Here is a 16,412-nt window from a genome sequence, read left to right on the forward strand (position 1 = left end):
GCTTAAAACAATTGTTTCATTACATAAATACTATGGCCTTTAAACTTCAAGCTTTGCAACTTCTTACTCTCCAGAAACAGTCTGAAGGACTTAATGTAATTGCTTGGCAGCAATTTCTGTTAGATAATGATTTCCCGATTGCTGCCGTTGATGGAGATTTTGGGAATATTACAGATAAAGCAACTCGTGAATATCAGAATCGGAATGGTTTAGCAGTGACGGGAGTTGTGGATACTGGTACTTATAAAAAAGCATTAGAGCAAGGTTTTGCCATCTATTTTACTATTTATACTAATGCCGTCAAAAAATTATTAACCTATCTTAACTTTGGCGAGAATGAGGTCAAAAATTTACAACAAAGTTTGACAGCGATCGCTCCTTTAAATCCTCCGTTAGTAGTTGATGGAGACTTTGGCCCCAACAGTATCAGGGGACTAACCGAAACTTATAAGAAAAGAGACATCAATTTTCGATCCGCGTTAGCTCAACAGCTTTCTAATGCAACAAAAACCAAGCTTGGTATTGATTTTGAGTTGGCTTTAGACAATATAACCGAATACGCCAAAAGATTAAGACAACAACTTAGTGGAAAAAACTGGGTTAATTTTTTTCCAGACAGCAATTTAATTGATGATTTGGCTTCTCCCTTCCGTCAAAAAGTACAAACTTTTGAGCAAGCCTTAATAAATGCCGGAGCTACTATTAATATAGCTTCAGTATTTCGTTCCTCAGAACGGGCTTATTTAATGCATTACGCTTTTCGTATTAGTAATAATGAAATTGCTGCCAAAGATGTTCCACCTATGCCCAATGTAGATATTAATTGGCTACATTACACTAACGCTGGCTCTGTCCAAGCTGCTAAAGAAATGGTGTCTGCCTATAATATTGCTTTTCGACCTGTTCTTACCTCTCGTCATACCCAAAGATTAGCAATTGATTGGGAAATTACTTGGTCAGGAACCTTAAAGATCAAAAACGCTAGTGGAACTATCGTCAGCATTGGTGAGCCACGAACGAGTTATGAAAATTCTACTTTATGGCAGCTAGGTAGTTCTTACGGTGTAATCAAATTATCTAGCGATCGTCCTCACTGGTCTAATGATGGACATTAATAAATAGTATTCTAAATTATTTCATCCTCGTGAGCCTGCTTGGACAGTAAGTCCTACAAGTTAGAAAAAGCTTACAAAGATTCCTTATTTGCAGGGCTACAAATTACACCTCAGCAAATCTTCCCACAAGCGAAAATTTCCTAATGGACTCATAAGGCGATCACCTTCACTAATTCCTCTGGATCTACAGGCTGAGAAATATGCTATTGAAATCCGACAGCGATCGCTTGCTGATGAGCTATATTCTTGGGTGTACACTATTCTGGACGTAGCCCTTTGATAATTACTGGGCACACTGATCTTTAACCTTAATTCCACGGTATATGATTGCTTTTATCCCTGCTTTTAACAATAGTCCAGACAGTTTTGACAAGAAAGCTATCATTCGATAAATCTATGCACCAAAAAAAATTACACTTAGTACGTGATTTCGTCTTTGACTTATTTTATCCCGGATAGCAAGATAGAAAATAACGACAGCAATTAGATACCTAATTAAGCAGGAGAAATTTATGTATGTAGTTTTCGGGGCGAGCGGACAGACGGGTTCTGCGGTCGCCGATGCTTTGCTTGAAAAACAACTTCCGATGCGCGTCGTGCTGCGCTCGGGCAAAACCGCCGACGCTTGGCGTGCGAAGGGAGCGGAAGTCACTTTTGCCGAACTGACCGACACGGATGCAATGACCACCGCGATGCGTGAAGCAGATGCTATTTATGCGATGAATCCGACGGCTTATAACGTCGCCGATATGTTTGCGGTGGCGAAAGACCTCGGCAAGCGTTACCTCGAAGCGGTTGAAAATTCCGGCGCGCGCAAGGTCGTGTTGCTGTCTTCGGTCGGCTCACAGCACGCTGAGGGCACGGGCAACATTCTAACGACGTATCATTTAGAGCACATTCTCGGCGATTTAAAAATTCCCGTCACATTTTTGCGGGCGGCATCGTTTATGGAAAACTGGAGCGGCGTGGCTGCGATCGCTGCCGGACAAGGCGTGATGCCGAGTTTTTACGCTCCGCTTGACCGAAAGATTCCGATGGTTTCCGCCAGAGACATCGGGCGCACCGCCGCCGAAGCGATGACCGAGAATTGGACGGGCAAGCGCATTATCGAACTACACGGCGCGGCGGACTATTCGCCGAACGATGTCGCCGCCGCCTTCGCCGCTACTCTCAAACGCGACGTGCAAGCCGTCGCCATTCCCGAAAGCGAATGGCAGGCGACGCTTTCTGGTTTCGGCTTTTCGCCTGAAGCGGTCAACGCATACAGCGAAATGATGCGCGGCTTCAACTCCGGTCTGATCGTTTTTGAAGACGGCGATATTGAAACGCGGCGCGGACAAATCACGATTAATGCCGCCGTCGCGGAAATAACCAAAGAACAAAATTTGACAAAATCAGCCATTGGATAACGATCACTATCCTGATGTCCAGTGGACAAGCGCTATTGAGGTAATTTCAAAAATCTAACGTGCAGTTATCAACAATCGCATTTATTGGAATCTACCCTGTATTGGGTTGAAGCTGGAGGTAGCAATGCATGGTGCTTGTATATCTTGGAAAAAGTATTAGAGTTAGAGTTGGAGCCGACTTCAATTAAATCTCATCCTAACTATCAGGAGCTATTGTCCTACGGTGCTATAGTTGCCTGATTTTGTCCGAAGTATTGTTTTAACAAAGTGACAATCTGAAATCCCGGTAATGCAATCATCATGCCAAATACTCCAGCGTGCTTCTTCAAGGATAATCCGAGATTAATTGTATTTTAGATACATTTCCTTGGGCAGATGAAATTTAGATGATATCAGGTTCGGATAATAAGTTCTGCTGACTCTACATCCAAAAATAAGCTAAAATTCAAGCATAGTAAGCATTTCCCGCTCATAAACTCCCCATGCTTGATAACCTGCAAACCCAAATTTACCAACTAGAACAATTTGCCAACAATCTTGTTTCTAACCAACTGACACACCTGAGCGTGGTGAGTATTGGTATCATCTTTGCAGCTGGCTTGCTCACTAGTCTCACACCCTGTATGCTTTCTATGCTGCCAATTACCATTGGTTACATCGGTGGTTATGAAGCTAAAAGTCGCTTGCAAGCAGCTGCCCAATCAACTTGGTTTGCTCTAGGATTAGCAACTACATTGGCAGGACTAGGCATTATAGCAGCTTTTGTGGGAAAAGTCTACGGTCAAGTGGGAATCGGTTTGCCGATTATCGTCAGCATTATCGCTATTCTCATGGGGCTAAACTTACTGGAAGCACTACCTCTGCAATTTCCATCCTTAGGTGAAACGAATTGGATTTCGCCAGATTTACCAGCAGGATTGCGTTCCTATTTGCTGGGGCTGACTTTCGGTTTAGTCGCATCCCCTTGTAGCACGCCTGTTTTAGCCAGCTTACTGGGTTGGATTGCCAATACACAAGACTTAATTTTAGGCGCTGTTTTGCTACTTTCTTACACAGCCGGTTATGTTGCACCATTGATTTTGGCGGGTACTTTTACAGCTTCAATTAAAAAGCTACTGGAATTGCGTCGCTGGTCTGGTTGGATTAACCCAGTTAGCGGGGCACTATTGGTAGGATTCGGTGTATTTTCCTTAATTTCTCGGATTCCCCTTGGCAGTTTTTAATTTCATTCTTTGATAGTGCTTGATTGAGATTTATATTATCAAAATCTTTATTAGATTTTACACATAATGACTTTAGAAGATTCAGTCTCCAAAGAATTAAAATGGTGGGCAGTACCTGGGCAGTTCTTACGGCAGGAGCTTTTGCCTGTACTGACCAACTTACGACTAGCGATCGCCCTCCTGCTATTAATTGCAATCTTTAGCTCCACCGGTACTGTAATTGAACAAGGTCAGTCACCCGGATTCTACCAGGCTAACTACCCAGAACATCCAGCTTTATTTGGTTTCTTAACTTGGAAGGTAATTCAGTTAGTTGGGTTAGACCACGTATATCGTACCTGGTGGTTTCTGGCATTACTCATATTATTTGGAACCAGCTTAACTGCTTGTTCTTTTACCCGTCAGTTACCAGCCTTAAAAGCTGCCCAACGCTGGAAATATTACGAAGAACCACGGCAATTTCAAAAGTTAGCTTTAAGTGCAGAACTAGATACTGGTTCCTTAGATTCCTTGAACCAGATATTACAAAAACACCGCTATAAAATTTTTCCAGATCAAGAAAAAGAAAATCTCCTTTACGCCCGCAAGGGAATAGTCGGACGCATCGGCCCAATTATCGTTCATATTGGCATTGTAGCTATTCTGCTAGGGGGGATTTGGGGAGCAATGACTGGGTTTATGGCTCAGGAAATGGTTGCCAGTGGCGATACATTTCAGGTGAGAAATATTGTAGATGCAGGGCCTTTAGCAGCAGCTCAAGTCCCGAAAGATTGGGCTGTGCGCGTCAATCGTTTTTGGATTGACTACACTCCATCTGGCAGCATTAATCAATTTTATTCGGATATGTCTGTCTTGAATAATCAGGGAAAGGAAGTTGACCACAAAAAGATTTTTGTCAACGAGCCTCTGCGTTATCATGGCGTAACTTTCTATCAAACTGATTGGGGAATTGCAGCTGTTCGCGTCCAATTTAACAACAGCCCGGTTTTTCAGCTACCAATGGCGCAATTGAACACCAACGGTAACGGGCGGATTTGGGGAACGTGGGTTCCGACTAAACCTGATTTGAGTGAGGGTGTCTCCCTGTTAGCGAAAGACTTACAAGGGATGGTATTAATTTATGATGCCACTGGCAAACTCGTTGATACAGTCCGCGCGGGGATGTTCACTGAAGTTAATGGCGTGAAGCTGAAAATTCTGGATGTCATTGGTAGCACTGGCTTACAAATTAAAGCAGATCCAGGCATACCAATTGTTTACTCAGGGTTTGGCTTGCTAATGCTGGGTGTGGTGATGAGTTACTTCTCTCACTCGCAAATCTGGGCATTGCAAAAAGGCGATCGCTTGTATGTAGGTGGCAAAACTAATCGCGCCCAAGTTGCTTTTGAACAAGAGGTTTTAGAGATTTTAGATCGGCTGAGTTCACAGCCAAAAGCTGAGGAGAAAGAGACGGCGACTGAAGTTTAAACGCATAGGAACGCAAAGTAATCCTCTGCGTTCCTCTGATAATGATTATTATTTATTAAGCGCCTACCCTTGATTTTGTTGAGTAATATTATTTTTTAGAAGTCCCTTCTAGTACTAATCTTGATTGGGCTGTGATTGAGGGGCAAAAATCCAGTTTGGAACTCGGATATATTCCTTTGTCTAAAAAAGTTGTGGTTCAAGTGCAATCTGCCATCAAGAAAATTGCTGAATAAAGACGATTAATGCCATCTGCATTAATCAGTGATGATATTACTTTTGGTGACGCACTTCAATCACAGTATGTACATTGCCGCGAGGCGTAAAATCTGCTTTCACAATAACTTCCAACGGATCACAAGCAGCTACAAAATCATCCAAAATTTGATTGGCAGATTCTTCGTGGGAAATGTAGCGATCGCGGTAACTGTTAATGTAAAGCTTAAGCGCCTTCAATTCCACTACTCGCTCATCAGGCACATAGGTAACGTAAATTGTCGCAAAGTCAGGATAACCGGAAAACGGACATTTACAGGTAAATTCCGGCAAAGTAATGTTAATGTCATATCGCCTCCCCACACGCGGATTCGGAAAGGTAATTAGTTTACCTTCCGCAATGTTGCGTTCGCCATACTTAATTTCTTGGCTTGCCTGGGATATACTTTCAGGTAATTTATCAGTTGTCATTTGTCATTTGTCATTGGTTATTTTACTTGTCTTTACGTCCTTTTAGTAATTTTTTAGCTTGTTAACTCCTAACTCTCCACTCTTCCTCAACACTCTTCTCCCAGTCTGGACAATTCTCATCTTCACAACCGTGGGGATGCATGGCACAAACTAACAAATTACCACCATAAACTTGACCGTGGTAGTGAGTACAACCGATACAGGCAGGATTTTTTTCAGATGTGGGTTCAACTGAATAAGGAAAACCCGGATCTATATCTGTTACAATGTCTTCCAGTTCCCAGTAAGCTTCCAACATTGGTTCAGCCAAATCCTGTAAATACTGATCGACTTCAGTGATCAGGTTAGGGGCTTGCTCAGTGATTTCTTCCGTTAGCTCAAAAAAAGCGTCTACCATTTCACTCATTCCCAGGAAGAAACGCTCTACTTCATCAGCCACTGTTTCAACGATTTCTACTAAATCTTTTTGCCACTGTTCCATAAACTTGACGCCCTTACAAGCTATAAACAAGACGGTTTGTGATATCTGGCTTGAAGCACTAAAGTATACACTAGGCAATGTATCTTATCAAGTTTCTATCTGAAGTGCTACTTATTACTGATATTTCGATCAAAAAATGCTTTTTATTGATCGCGTTGCAATCGTTTTAACTCGTCTTGCAGGTCTAGCACTTCTTGGCGTAGTTTATCAACGTTCTCATCACTTGATCCCTCTTTCACCGTTGGTTGTTCATCTTCCTCTAAAATATCAATGCGGCGAGGTTCAGAACGGGGTGTTTTCTCAGAGGTTTCACCAGATGCTTGGGCTTGTTGGGCTTGCTTCATCATATCTTCAACGAAGCGGCGGGCTTCTTCTGTGTTCATTTCGCCCTTTGCCACCATTTCATCTGCCAGTTTTTGGACTTGCGATCGCACTTCGGCTAATTTTCCCCCTGCTTTCTCACCCGCGTAAGCAGCTAATCCAACACCGAGGTAAAAAGCTTTTTGAACAATATCTCCAAAACCAGGCATTGTTGCTAACCGCTCCTCAAAATAGGGCGACCCGGAGACTACGCCTACCACAAGCCTCCCGTGTTGCTGCTACCTTCCGGTTCTGACAAGATTTGGGTGTTGCAGTCGCATAGATCCAGGTCTTATAAAAGCATAACATTAAAAGTTAGTAAGTGTGTGTTATTCCATAACAATTCGCCATTCATAAAGCTGATAGTTGACGCAGCCGTGTTTCACCAATGGGTCATCAGCTATAATCGCTTCTGCTTCATCCTTTGAGGCTGCCTCAAACAGCAACATTCCGCCTCTTTGCTCGGCCCAATAGCCTGTTCGCGCTTTGTGTCCTTTAGCAATCAAGTCTTGAATGTAGGCTTTGTGGGCAGGTACATATTGGTCAAAGGTAGGTTTATCGACTTTGCCTTCTTCAATTTTTACAAACCAAGGCATTTGCTTGCGACCTCTGATAACAATTTTGGATTTGGGATTTTAGATTTTGGATTGGAAATAATCATGATTAAAGACTATTTATAAAGTCAATCTTCAGTACGGTGCGTTAGCAACAGCGTAACTCACCTTAGATTATCGATAGTGTCGTACTTTCAGCGATAACACAACGCTAGTTGCTACAACTTTAGCAACCAAGGCAACGCACTGGCTCCCTGACGTTAATTTTATATTTGTTTACATACATTGAATTTTTCTCGCCGATTTACTTATCATCATTTAGTATCAAATTTCCATTTTGTCATATATCTGTAATATCTTTTGGGCGTTTGCCGTTCAATACTCAACAGCAATGATCTTAATAATCCAAAATCTTAAATCCAAAATCCAAAATTGAATGAGCCGTTTTTTTGTCGCCCTCTTACCACCACAAGACATTCAAGACTACGCCAACCAAATTAAGCAGTACTTTGCCGATCGCTATGCTAGTAGCGGGGCGCTAAAGTCTCCGCCTCATATTACCCTGCAACCGCCCTTTGAATGGGCAGATGCTAACTTCCCGCTGCTAGAAGCATCCTTAAAGGAGTTTGCAAGTGGACAACAGCCAGTAGCAATTACACTTAGGGGGTTTGATGCTTTTGCGCCTCGTGTCGTATACATTAATGTAGTCAGAAGTCAAGAACTTTTAATTTTGCAAACTGATTTAATGGCTTATACAGAAAGCAACTTGGGAATTGTTGACAAGGTTTCTAAAACCCGCCCTTTTGCACCCCACATGACGGTTGCGTTTCGGGATTTAACAAAGCAAAACTTTAAAGCTGCTTGGCCAGAGTTTGAAAAGCGTCAATTGCATTTTGAGTTTACTGCCGATAAATTAACGCTACTGCTTCACGACGGTAAGCGGTGGAATATTAAATCGGAGTTTGGTTTTTTAGCTACTGAGTAATGAGTAATATATAAAGTAGCTGGGCGAAATTAAATATAAAATGTCATTGTGAACGGAACGCAGTGGAGTGAAGCAATCCCTAAGACTGAGATTGCTTCACTTCGTTCGCAAAGACAAAGTATCTTATATTTATTTAGAACCATCTATTTACTTGGACATTTTATACCCAGTATTATTCTAACAAACATCATGGTCATGTATTTATGAAAAAAGCGCTCACACATCAAACTGCCTTACTATTTACATGCTCTATGCTGCTGGTAGCTTGTAGTAAAAGTGGCAGTAATGATCCAAATTCCGCAAATAATCCAACAGCGACAACAGGTGCAGCTAATGCTATTTCTATCGGTATCGCCTTTGCACAAACGAGCAATGTAGCATTACTTGGTCAAGAGGGAACTGATGGAGTAAAAATTGCCCAGAAGTATTTTAATGACAAAGGAGGTATCAATGGTAGACCAATTAAATTAGTCTATCAAGATACTGGTGGCGATGAAGTTGGAGCCATTAACGCTTTTCAAACTTTAATTAGTAAAGATAAAGTTGTTGGTATTGTTGGCCCTACTCTATCACAACAAGCTTTTAGCGCTGACCCCGTAGCAGAACGCAATCAAGTCCCAGTTATTGGAGCATCAAACACTGCTAAAGGCATTCCCGAAATTGGTGATTATGTGGCTCGTGTTTCTTCATCTGTTGCTGTTGTCGCTCCTTATTCGGTGAAAGCGGCACTCAAGCAAAATCCTAATCTTAAAAGAGTAGCTGTATTCTACGCTCAAAATGACGCTTTCAATAAGTCGGAAACAGAAATCTTTCAGAAAACAGTTAAAAATTTAGGATTGGATTTAGTCACAGTCCAAAAGTTTCAAACTACAGATACCGACTTTCAAGCTCAAGCCAGCGATGCTATTAATTTAAAACCAGATTTAGCGATTATATCCGGGTTAGCTGTAGATGGAGGTAATTTAGTTAAACAATTACGAGAACTTGGTTATAAAGGAATAATTGTTGGTGGCAATGGTTTTAACACATCCCATATATTTTCTGTGTGCAGAGCGCTTTGTGATGGCGTGATTGTGGCTCAAGCTTATAGCCCTGTGTATGCCAGTGAAATTAACACCGCATTTCGCAAAGCCTACCTTGAACAATATCATAGAGAACCGCCCCAAGTAAGTGCTCAAGCTTTTGCTGCGTTACAGGTATATGTAGAAGCTCTTCAATCTTTAGATAAAAAAAGTAACATTAACAAATTGACACTGCCACAATTGCGTACAGAATTGAATAAAGAGTTACTAAGAGGAAAATATCAAACTCCTCTCGGTGAAATTGCTTTTACACCAGAAGGTGATGTAATTCAAAAAGAGTTTTATGTTGCACAACTCAAGATGGAACCAAACGGTGTCAATGGTAAGTTTTCTTTTTTAAACGCTAATTAGAGTGCCAATATTCAGTTGCACTTGACAATACTTTTGTTTCAAGCTTGCATTTCTTATTATTTGACTACCATAACATTTGTTAGCATACTTTTTATAGTGTCCCTTGAATAGAGCGGTTTCATTGCTTCTAGTACAGCGGGCGCGTAAATAGCGCAAAGGCAGGCTACGCTTACACAAAAAACTGAATTAGTATCAGCTTACGAGTTGTCACTATGCCAAAAACTTTTATAAGAAAAGTTTAAGTTTTTGTTACTAACTCTTAAGCTGTTATTATAAACGCTGAAGTTGTCGTTACTAACATTAAAGCATTTATAAGGAAAGTATAAAATTTTGCCACTAACAATTAAGCTGTTATTATAAACGCTGAAGTTGTCGTTACTAACATTAAAGCATGTATAAGAAAAATTTAAGTTTTTGTTCTTAACTCTTAAGGTGTTGTTATGAATGCTGAAGTTGTCATTACTAACACTCGATCTGCCGTTAAGCTGAAGCTCAACCACGAGATTAACAATTATATGTAATAAAAAATACAAATTTTTGCGGATTATGCTGAACCAATATCTAGCTACAGTAAGGCAAACTAGCTTTATAAGCTTTTGACAAGAGTAAATTTATGTCTCGTAAAAAACTAATATCCCGCATTTTAGAAAAGGCTGAGTTAAGAGCCTCTGGACTGAAGGCGATTGATCCAACCATAGATTTTGGGGATGCTTACAACTTAAAAAACTTGACACAACTAATTGAGCAGTTACGCACCAAAATTGATGAGTATAACAGTGCTCTAGCCATGATTGATTCTTACCGAACCGAGATTGAACAGTTAGAAACAAGCTTGGGTAATCTTACTGCGAAAATGTTGATGGGAGTTGCTTTCAAGTACGGTAACGATAGCCGCGAATATGAGATGGCGGGTGGTATTCGCAAAAGCGAGCGCATCCGCAAAAGCAGGATAACCCGCTTGAAAGGTGGCGTAAAGCAAACATCAAAAAAGAGCGCTCAAACTGCTTAGTATAGTTACAGCAAAAGTTAGGAGTAGAGACGCGATTAATCGCGTCTGTACAGGAGTTAGGAGTTAGGAGTCAAAAAGGTTTTTTATCTGGTTTGTAGACCAAAGTACTATACTTCAATAACTTTAAATCTGCTGTAATAGATGCGATCGCTATTTGGAAGCAACCCGAAGTGATCGCTTACTCTTTTTGCTCGTTCCCAGACTTCTGCCTGGGAATGCATTCATTAAGGCTCTGCTCTAGTCAGACATTGATTGAGGTAGCAGTCCCTAATCAGTCATTCCCATGCTTGGCATAGGAACGAGAGAAATTTGACACTGATTATAATTTAGAGTTTAATTTTCAGTGAGTTTTAACCGCAACAGGAAGCACTATTGTAAACTCTGTTCCTTGTCCTAAAACTGAATCCACTTTAAGCGTTCCTCCATGTCGCTCAACAACAATTTGTTGAGCGATCGCTAATCCTAAACCTGTTCCTTGACCTACTGACTTAGTGGTGAACAGGTAATCAAATACTCGTTGTTTCACCTCTTGAGTCATTCCAATACCATTGTCTGCAATCCGAATCAAAACTTGCTGTCCATTTTCAGCCAGACGAGTTTGAATTATAATCTGATGGGGGATTGCTTGAATATTTGCTAAATTGCGCTGACGATGAGACTCCTCTAATGCATCGATCGCATTTGCTAGCAGATTCATAAATACCTGGTTTAGCTGGCCAGCAAAGCATTCTACTTGAGGTAAATTGCCATAGTCCCTCACCACCTCAATTGCCGGGCGATTTTCATGAGGTTTTAGGCGGTGTTTGAGAATTAAGATGGTACTGTCTATGCCATCGTGTAGGTTAAAAGGAACTTTGTAATCCTGATCAGACCTGGAAAAAGTGCGGAGGCTAGTACTAATCTCATGGATGCGATTAACTCCTAGTTTCATCGAGTCGATTAATTTGGGCAAATCTTCCCGTATATACTCCAAATCAATTGCCTCGATTTCATCTTCCAAATCCTGTCCTGGATTGGGTAACTTTTCTTGATATAGGTTAATTAGCCCAAACAAGTCTTGCACATAATCTTGAGCAGGTTTAAGGTTGCCAGCAATAAAGCCAACGGGATTGTTAATTTCATGGGCAACTCCTGCAACAAGGTTCCCTAGTGCTGACATCTTCTCATTTTGGACTAACTGAAGTTGGGTTTCTTGAAGATGCTGGAGTGTTTGTTCTAGTTGGGTTGCCTGTTGGCGAGTTTTGATTAGTAAATCTGTCTGCTGGAGTGCAACCCCCATTTGTGCAGCAATTTGTTTGGCGAATTGAATCTCGGAAGTTTGCCAGTGACGAGGTTGGTCACATTGGTGGATACAGAGTAGTCCCCAAAGTTCTTTGTCTTGCATAATTGGCACAACCAGCGACGCTCTGATATTGAATTGCTCCAAAATCGCCCGATGGCAGTCTAGCACGGGAGTTGTTTGTAAGTCTGCCATTGCACAAAAGCGTCCCTGTTTATATAAGGTTGCGTAGTTCTCGCCAAAGCAATGATCTTGAATTTTGACAGCCAAGGCAGAAGGAAATGCAGGTAGTACATCTTCGGCAATAAACTCGCCGTATTTGTATTCTGATGCGAGATCAAACTGATAGATTCCTACCCGATCGGCGTTCAGAATGGGACGAATATTTTGGGTGACAGCACAGAAAATAGCATCCAAATCTAAAGACTCTCGCATCTGGGTAACAACATTGAACAAGGTCTTCTGTTGTGCAAGCGATCGCTCCAATTGTTGAGCATAAGTCTGCGCTTGCTGATAGAGGCGGGCATTTTCTAGAGCGATCGCGGCTTGAGTGCAGAGTAGATTCAGGATTTCGACGCGATCTTTTGTAAATACCCCAGTAGTCAGTCTATTCTCCAAATACAAAATTCCTAGCAGTTTGCCTTGATGAATAATCGGTGTACACAACAAACTCTTGGGTTGTTGACGAATGATGTAGGCATCAGCCATCAATAAAGGATGGGTAGTTGCATTGATAATAGTCGAGGGTTGCCAGGTGCGTTTAACCTTATTGATCAGTGAAATAGGCAGATCCTGTGAATCTTCCAGGGGCAGCGATTGCATTACTGTTGATGACTGTCCAACTGTAGTAATTGCCTCAACTAACAACCGTTCTTTTTCCAGTAACAGCAATACACATTTATCTGCTCCAGCATTTTCAATCACAACATTCAGCAATGTCGAAAGCAACTTTTCCAACTGAATTTCACTAGAGAGTGTGTGGGAAGCTTTGAGGAGGGTTGCCAGATCGAGTGCAACTGACACACCACTACTGGTAGATGTCGTGGAGTTGGCATAACTTAAGTTTAAAGTGCCGTTGTCAGCTGGGCTAATTGTGACATCAGCCATCATCTGTATTTTGTCTTGTTGCAGAATGGGAGCTAAAAGATGCGGATAATCTCGTTCTAAATCCTCAATCTTGGCTTTCGCTCCCCAACGAGCATAGGCATAGTAGGCATTGAGTAAATAATCCTGAGCAAGTCGCTCTTTGCCCCATCCCAAGTAAAATCGCGCCGCAAGTTCGTTGGCTAGAGCTTCTTCATTGAGGTACTGATTTTCCTGAGCTAAAGCAATGGCAAGATCATAATATTCAACCGCCTCAACTTTATTGCCCAGAATGCGATACCGTTCCGCTTCCACTAAATAATACTTGTGCAAGTGATTTGCTGGAATATGGTCAGCCCATTTTTTGATCTTTTCCTGGTTGGCAATTACCCGTTGCTGAATGGATTGTTGTTCTGCGTGAGAAACTTTAGAATAAATAGCTAGATGTGCCAAAGAGTCATAGGTGTGGAAAACTGGAACTAGGAATAATCCTGTAGCACCACCCAAGTAGTTTTTGATGGCGATCGCCGCTTCAACTGCTAGCTCAAACTTACCAAATGCATAGCAGAGAATTAGTTTGCTGATATAGAAATAGCACAGTGCCGTCTGATCGCCTGAGCGCTGGAGGATTGGTAACATTTGCTCTTGATCGAAAGCATTACCAATCAGTTGCCATGCTTGGGTCGTATCACCGATTAAATTCAAAATCGCTTGCTGAAAAATAGTTAGATGACTGAGAAGTCCTTCCTGTTTTAGGTGAGTCAGTTGCTCACGGAAAGCAACACTTTCCCGGCTGAGATCGCCCAGTTCTTTGCCGACAAACCAAGAGTGCATGACGTAAACAAATGCACAAATGGTAGCCGATTCTAAATCTCCTGTTTCCAGCCCACTTTGATAGCCTTCTCTGAGAAACGTTAAGGTGTTCTGGAGCGGCTGTTTCCAGTGCCATACACTACACTGAACTCCGACATAGGTTCTAGCTTTGATTTCTTTAGCATTCAACTGTTCGAGCAACAAGTGCGCCAGTTGTCCAAACTGATAGCCACACTCAATGTCTCCGATCACCCCACATAGCATCAGTCCGTAATAGGCATAACCATTTGCTGAGTATGAGGTATTGCCATATTGAACCGATAAATTCACCTGCTCAAGAATAATAAATGGTAAAAGAGATGGCGCGACAACATAGGCACAAGAAGAGACATCTGCGAGAATCCTGATGGCGGCTATCTTTTCAGGCTCCATCATCTGGGGTAAAGCAATTAAATCTAACGGCTGTTTACCTGCCAGGATGGAGTTAGTCGCCGCACACGCCTGGGCAATATCCGATTCGCTAGGTTGCTGGGGAAAACTGATTCCTAAACACTCCAAAATCTTCAAGGCAATTTGCACTGCCTCTAGAAATTGATGTTGGGCTTGAGCCGCTTGAATTTTGATTTCATAAACTTTGACCGTATCCAATAGGGTGCTGGCGTATTCCAAAATGACTGCCGCAAATTGTGGCATCTGCTCTAGATTGCCACTCAAATAAGCAGCCTCGGTAGCAGCTTCATAAAGTGCTAGAGTTAGCTGATATTGTGTTTGCCACCGCTCCTGAGCCAGCAAGGCAATACCTGTGCGAAGATACTCAAATGCTGCTGTGTATGCAGTTGCGGCTCTTGCTTTCTGTCCAGCTTGCAGATTAAGTTGAGCAAGTTCAGTCTGCTGCGATCGCTCACTAATCAGATTTTTGCCAATATTAAATTGGTTGACAATTTCAAACAGCTTTTCCTCTTGCTGTATCAGGGTTGTATTCTTCAGCAGGAGTTGCCCAATTTTGAGGTGAGTTGCTTGTTTTTGCTCCTCAGGGATCAGAGAATAGGCGGCTTGTTGGACGCGATCGTGCAGAAATTTGTAATTGGGTTGGTCAGTAGTCATTGATAATTGGCATGATTCACTGCCATTATCAGAGTTCTGGAAAAACTTATAAATTTCACTGGTTGGTAAAATCAATCCCTCTTGCAGCGCCCTCCACAAATCTACGGCGGTTTCATCTGGGGATTTTTCATAGACAATTGCAAGGGTTGCCAGGTCAAAAGAGTTACCAATGCAGGCAGGTAGTTTTAAGACACATTGGGTGGAAGTGGGTAACTTCTGGATTTGCTCCGCCATGAATTCGACAACATCATCGGTAAGCGTCAGTCCTTGAATTTGAGCAATATCCCCTTGCCAATATCCCTTCTCAATATCAAAGGTAATCCATCCCTCTTCATACAATGCCTTGAGCAACTGTGTGACGAAAAAGGGATTGCCCTTAGTTTTTCGATATACCAATTCCGTCAAAGGTGCTGCTAGCGCTGGTGGACAACTGAGAGTATCGGCAATCAAATGGTTGAGTTCGGATAGCTTGAGGGGAGTTAGGGTGATAGTATTAATTACCGCTCCAGTTTTGCCAATGTCGTTCAATACCAGCATTAGTGGATGAGCAGGGGAGACTTCATTATCTCGGTAAGCACCAATGAGCAACACATAGCCCGTTTCTGTCTCACTTATCAGCAGTTGCATCAGATCCAGTGATGCAGAATCTGCCCATTGCAAATCATCCAAAAAAATCACCAGGGGATGCTCTGGGGTTGTGAGTACCTGAATAAACTTTTGGAAGAGCAGATTGAAGCGATTTTGAGCTGCACTCCCTGAAAGTTCAGGCGTGGGAGGTTGCTTGCCAATAATCCGTTCGAGTTCAGGAATTACCTCAATAATCACTTGCCCATTTTCACCCAAAGCAGAGAGAATTTTCATCTGCCATTGATCCAGTTGGGCATCTGTTTGAGTAAGCAGTTGCGCCATCAAGTCTCGTAATGCCAGGACAAACGCCGAAAAAGGAATATTGCGCCCAAACTGGTCGAATTTACCTTTGATGAAGTAACCTCTGTGCCGGACAATCGGCTTATGGACTTCATTGACGATCGCTGTTTTGCCGATACCAGAGAAGCCCACTACTAACATGATTTCTCTACTACCACCACTGATGCGGTCAAAAGCTTGCAGTAGGGTAGCTACTTCGGTTTCACGACCATAAAGTTTTTCTGGAATCAGGAAGCGATCGCACACATCCCGTTGAGCAATTGGGAAACTTTCAATCTTACCCGTTTGTTGGAGTTGAGCCAAACAAATTTCTAAATCATATTTCAGTCCTAATGCACTTTGATAGCGGTCTTCAGCATTTTTCGCCATCAATTTCATCACAATATCTGAAATCACCTGCGGAATTTCTTCTCTGCCGTCTCCTAATTGTTGTGGTTGTTTAGCAATATGACAGTGAATCAGTTCCATCGGGTCATTAGACTGGAA

At 42.1% G+C, this 16,412-nt stretch carries 12 protein-coding genes and 1 other RNA gene; 7 read left to right on the plus strand and 6 right to left on the minus strand.

Going from position 1 to position 16,412, the window contains the following annotated elements:
- Positions 1–32: 32 nt before the first annotated feature.
- From V7L29_RS32495 to V7L29_RS32510, 4 genes are all read left to right on the plus strand, one after another.
- Positions 33–1,115: a peptidoglycan-binding domain-containing protein gene (locus V7L29_RS32495; RefSeq protein WP_334738069.1), complete on the plus strand. Its 1,083-nt coding sequence runs from the start codon at positions 33–35 to the stop codon at positions 1,113–1,115.
- Between the two features lie 512 nt (positions 1,116–1,627).
- Positions 1,628–2,524, plus strand: coding sequence for an NmrA family NAD(P)-binding protein (locus V7L29_RS32500; RefSeq protein WP_334738070.1), 897 nt, complete (start codon positions 1,628–1,630; stop codon positions 2,522–2,524).
- Between the two features lie 482 nt (positions 2,525–3,006).
- On the plus strand, positions 3,007–3,747 hold the full coding sequence (locus tag V7L29_RS32505; protein WP_334689341.1) for a cytochrome c biogenesis protein CcdA: 741 nt from the start codon (positions 3,007–3,009) through the stop codon (positions 3,745–3,747).
- Between the two features lie 66 nt (positions 3,748–3,813).
- Entirely contained in the window at positions 3,814–5,214 is a 1,401-nt protein-coding gene (locus tag V7L29_RS32510) for a cytochrome c biogenesis protein (protein ID WP_334738071.1), read from the plus strand.
- A 270-nt stretch (positions 5,215–5,484) separates the two neighbouring features.
- Here V7L29_RS32510 and queF read toward each other — a convergent pair whose 3' ends face one another.
- From queF to V7L29_RS32535, 5 genes are all read right to left on the minus strand, one after another.
- On the minus strand, positions 5,485–5,898 hold the full coding sequence (gene queF / locus V7L29_RS32515) for a preQ(1) synthase (protein WP_334738072.1): 414 nt from the start codon (positions 5,896–5,898) through the stop codon (positions 5,485–5,487).
- Positions 5,899–5,959: 61 nt separating this feature from the next.
- Positions 5,960–6,379, minus strand: a complete 420-nt coding sequence (locus V7L29_RS32520; RefSeq protein WP_334689338.1) for a hypothetical protein — start codon at positions 6,377–6,379, stop codon at positions 5,960–5,962.
- A gap of 143 nt (positions 6,380–6,522) precedes the next feature.
- Positions 6,523–6,909: a phasin family protein gene (locus V7L29_RS32525; RefSeq protein ID WP_334689337.1), complete on the minus strand. Its 387-nt coding sequence runs from the start codon at positions 6,907–6,909 to the stop codon at positions 6,523–6,525.
- Between the two features lie 25 nt (positions 6,910–6,934).
- An RNA gene (ffs, locus tag V7L29_RS32530) (signal recognition particle sRNA small type) lies at positions 6,935–7,031 on the minus strand.
- A gap of 37 nt (positions 7,032–7,068) precedes the next feature.
- Entirely contained in the window at positions 7,069–7,335 is a 267-nt protein-coding gene (locus tag V7L29_RS32535) for a YciI family protein (protein ID WP_334689336.1), read from the minus strand.
- 394 nt (positions 7,336–7,729) lie between these two features.
- On the opposite strand from V7L29_RS32535, the gene V7L29_RS32540 reads away from it, so the two are divergent.
- The 3 genes from V7L29_RS32540 (at position 7,730) to V7L29_RS32550 (ending at position 10,720) form a co-directional block, all read left to right on the plus strand.
- On the plus strand, positions 7,730–8,278 hold the full coding sequence (locus V7L29_RS32540; protein WP_334738073.1) for a 2'-5' RNA ligase family protein: 549 nt from the start codon (positions 7,730–7,732) through the stop codon (positions 8,276–8,278).
- A gap of 203 nt (positions 8,279–8,481) precedes the next feature.
- The gene (locus tag V7L29_RS32545) at positions 8,482–9,711 is read left to right on the plus strand and encodes an ABC transporter substrate-binding protein (RefSeq protein ID WP_334689334.1); all 1,230 of its coding nucleotides are present in this window, start codon (positions 8,482–8,484) and stop codon (positions 9,709–9,711) included.
- A 613-nt stretch (positions 9,712–10,324) separates the two neighbouring features.
- On the plus strand, positions 10,325–10,720 hold the full coding sequence (locus V7L29_RS32550) for a hypothetical protein (protein ID WP_334738074.1): 396 nt from the start codon (positions 10,325–10,327) through the stop codon (positions 10,718–10,720).
- Between the two features lie 340 nt (positions 10,721–11,060).
- Here V7L29_RS32550 and V7L29_RS32555 read toward each other — a convergent pair whose 3' ends face one another.
- Positions 11,061–16,394: an AAA family ATPase gene (locus tag V7L29_RS32555; RefSeq protein WP_334738075.1), complete on the minus strand. Its 5,334-nt coding sequence runs from the start codon at positions 16,392–16,394 to the stop codon at positions 11,061–11,063.
- Positions 16,395–16,412 lie beyond the last annotated feature (18 nt).

Origin of the sequence: Nostoc sp. (genome assembly GCF_036916575.1) — a bacterium.
Taxonomy (GTDB): domain Bacteria; phylum Cyanobacteriota; class Cyanobacteriia; order Cyanobacteriales; family Nostocaceae; genus Nostoc.

Excerpts from the sequence above, each read along its gene's own strand:
- V7L29_RS32495 (WP_334738069.1), top strand. The coding sequence starts at position 33 with ATGGCCTTTAAACTTCAAGCTTTGCAACTTCTTACTCTCCAGAAACAG.
- V7L29_RS32500 (WP_334738070.1), top strand. The coding sequence starts at position 1,628 with ATGTATGTAGTTTTCGGGGCGAGCGGACAGACGGGTTCTGCGGTCGCC.
- V7L29_RS32505 (WP_334689341.1), top strand. The coding sequence starts at position 3,007 with ATGCTTGATAACCTGCAAACCCAAATTTACCAACTAGAACAATTTGCC.
- V7L29_RS32510 (WP_334738071.1), top strand. The coding sequence starts at position 3,814 with ATGACTTTAGAAGATTCAGTCTCCAAAGAATTAAAATGGTGGGCAGTA.
- queF (WP_334738072.1), bottom strand. The coding sequence starts at position 5,898 with ATGACAACTGATAAATTACCTGAAAGTATATCCCAGGCAAGCCAAGAA.
- V7L29_RS32520 (WP_334689338.1), bottom strand. The coding sequence starts at position 6,379 with ATGGAACAGTGGCAAAAAGATTTAGTAGAAATCGTTGAAACAGTGGCT.
- V7L29_RS32525 (WP_334689337.1), bottom strand. The coding sequence starts at position 6,909 with ATGCCTGGTTTTGGAGATATTGTTCAAAAAGCTTTTTACCTCGGTGTT.
- V7L29_RS32535 (WP_334689336.1), bottom strand. The coding sequence starts at position 7,335 with ATGCCTTGGTTTGTAAAAATTGAAGAAGGCAAAGTCGATAAACCTACC.
- V7L29_RS32540 (WP_334738073.1), top strand. The coding sequence starts at position 7,730 with ATGAGCCGTTTTTTTGTCGCCCTCTTACCACCACAAGACATTCAAGAC.
- V7L29_RS32545 (WP_334689334.1), top strand. The coding sequence starts at position 8,482 with ATGAAAAAAGCGCTCACACATCAAACTGCCTTACTATTTACATGCTCT.
- V7L29_RS32550 (WP_334738074.1), top strand. The coding sequence starts at position 10,325 with ATGTCTCGTAAAAAACTAATATCCCGCATTTTAGAAAAGGCTGAGTTA.
- V7L29_RS32555 (WP_334738075.1), bottom strand. The coding sequence starts at position 16,394 with ATGGAACTGATTCACTGTCATATTGCTAAACAACCACAACAATTAGGA.